1 protein-coding gene is annotated in these 2,528 nt (G+C 38.6%); it reads left to right on the forward strand.

The window, feature by feature from the left end; all coding sequences use genetic code 11:
- The coding region (locus HMPREF2637_RS10385) for an SspB-related isopeptide-forming adhesin (RefSeq protein ID WP_305367102.1) at nt 1-2,528 on the forward strand (2,528 nt) is incomplete at both ends.

A 2,528-nucleotide genomic window follows, 5' to 3' on the forward strand; every position in this document is an offset into this window, starting at 1 on the left:
GTAAGACTCTTGAAACTGTAAGCAACGATGCATCTGGTAACGTTAAGTTCTCAGCTATGTCATTCAAGAAGGGTGACGAAGGTGTTCACAACTACACTGTAGAAGAAGTTAAAGGAACTGACGCAACCGTTACATACGACACAATGAAAGCGAATGTAACAGTTACAGTTAAACACGATGGAACAGCTAAAGTTCTTATCGCGACTGTAGGCGACATTGCAGATAAAGAATTTAACAACGTTGTAACACCTCCAGATGAACCTAAGTTCCAACCAGAGAAATATGTTCTTAGCGAACACAACGGTGAATTTGATATCACTGGTACTAAGCTTCTTGATGATGATAAAGAGTTGACAAACAAATACGCAGAAACAAATGCGAACCCATATGCCGACGATCCAACAAACAATGAAGCTGAAAACATCAATACTAAAGCTGTTAAACGTGGCGACACTATTAACTACCAAGTATGGCTTGATACAAATCAATTTGATGCTAACAACAAGGATAACATCCAAACTGTTGGTATCACTGACGATTATGATGAAGCTAAATTGGAAGTTAAGCAATCAGATATCAAGGCTTACGATGGTAAGACTGGTGCAGATGTTACTGACAAGTTCGACATCTCTATCGCTAACGGCGTGATTACTGCTAACCTTAAAGCTGGCTTCACTAAGTCACTTGGCGATGCAGAAAACACTCAAATTATCGATACTACTAAGTTCGAATTTGGACGTTACTACAAGTTTGTCATCCCAGCTAAGGTTACTGACGGTGCTTACGATGGTGCTGAAATTGAAAATACAGCAGCTCAAGTTGTAAACTACTACAACCCAACTACTAAGACTGTTGAAAAACCAAACAAACCAACTGAAAAACGTGTTAACAACGTTCCAACTGCTATCGAGTTGATCTTCGGTAAGACACTTAACGGACGTAAGTTGCAAGATAAAGAATTTACTTTCGAATTGAAAGATGAAAAAGGTAATGTTCTTGAAACAGTTAAGAATGATGCCGAAGGTAAAGTTAAATTCTCTACTATCAACTATGCTAAAGCAGATCTTGGTAAGACATTCAACTACACAGTAGAAGAAGTTAAAGGAACTGATACAACTGTTACTTACGATAACATGAAAGTCAATGTTACTGTTCAAGTTATCCAACCTTCAGTAGGAGATCAATTGTCAACAGTTATCTCTTACGCTACAGTAGGTGGAGATGCTTATGGTGGTGACGATCGTGTCTTCGATAACAATGTAACTCCTAACTTCAAACCAGAGAAATACGTTGTTTCAGAACCAAGCTTCGACATCATTGGTAACAAACTTGCTGATGACGACGATTCAGCTGATAAAGTTGAAATCCAAAACTTGAATGGTAAGACCCTCAAACGTGGTCAAAAGATCTACTATCAAGTATGGCTTGATACTCGTGACTTCACTGCAGAAAGCAACCTTCAAACAGTTGGTATCACAGATAACTACGAAGAAGCTAAGCTCGATATCGACGCTTCTGAAATCAAGGTTTACGATGGTATCACTGGTAAGGATGTTACAGACAAGTTCGATATTAAAGTTGAAAATGGTGTTCTCTACGGTACATCTAAAGCAAGCTTGACTAAAGCTATTAGTGCAACAGATGCTACTCCAGTCATCGATACAACTAAATTCGAGTTTGGTCGTTACTATAAATTTGATATTCCAGCTGTTGTTAAAGACATTGATGCTAACGACGGTGTAGATATTGAAAATACAGCTAACCAAACAATTCACCAATACAACCCATTCAATAAGAAAGTTACAACTCCTGAAAAACCAACTCAAACACGTGAAAACAACGTTCCAGTTCCACTCGAGTTCAACTTCACTAAACGACTTGAAGGCCGTGAGTTGACTGCAGGCGAGTTCAGCTTCGTATTGAAAGACAAAGACAACAAGGTTCTTCAAACAGTAACCAACGATAAAGATGGTCACATCAAGTTTGAAAAACTCTTGTTCAACAAAGCTGATCTTGGTAAGACATTCACTTACACAGTTGAAGAAGTAGCTGGTAAAGATACTTCAATCACTTATGATGCTATGAAAGCAACTGTAACAGTAGAAGTTACTAAGGAAGGCAAAGTTCTCACAACTGTCGTTAACCACGCTTCAACAGGCGGATTCGCTTCAAGCGCTAACGATAAAGAGTTCAACAACAAAGTTCGCCCACCAGAAACACCTAAGTTCCAACCAGAAAAATATGTTGTTTCTGAAGCAAAATTCGATATCACAGGTACTAAGCTCGTTGATGATGATAAAGAATTGGCTAACAAGGTTGCAGATACAAATGCTAATCCTTACGCTGATGATGCATCAAACAATGAAGCTGAAAACATCAATACTAAGTCTGTTAAACGTGGTGATAAACTTGTTTACCAAGTATGGCTCGATACAACTAAATTCGACGCCAACAACAAGGATTACATCCAAACAGTTGGTATCTCTGATGACTACGACGAAACTAAGTTGGAACTTGACGCTACTAAG

Source organism: Streptococcus sp. HMSC065H07 (genome assembly GCF_001837325.1).
In the GTDB taxonomy this organism is placed as follows: Bacteria; Bacillota; Bacilli; order Lactobacillales; family Streptococcaceae; genus Streptococcus; species Streptococcus salivarius_H.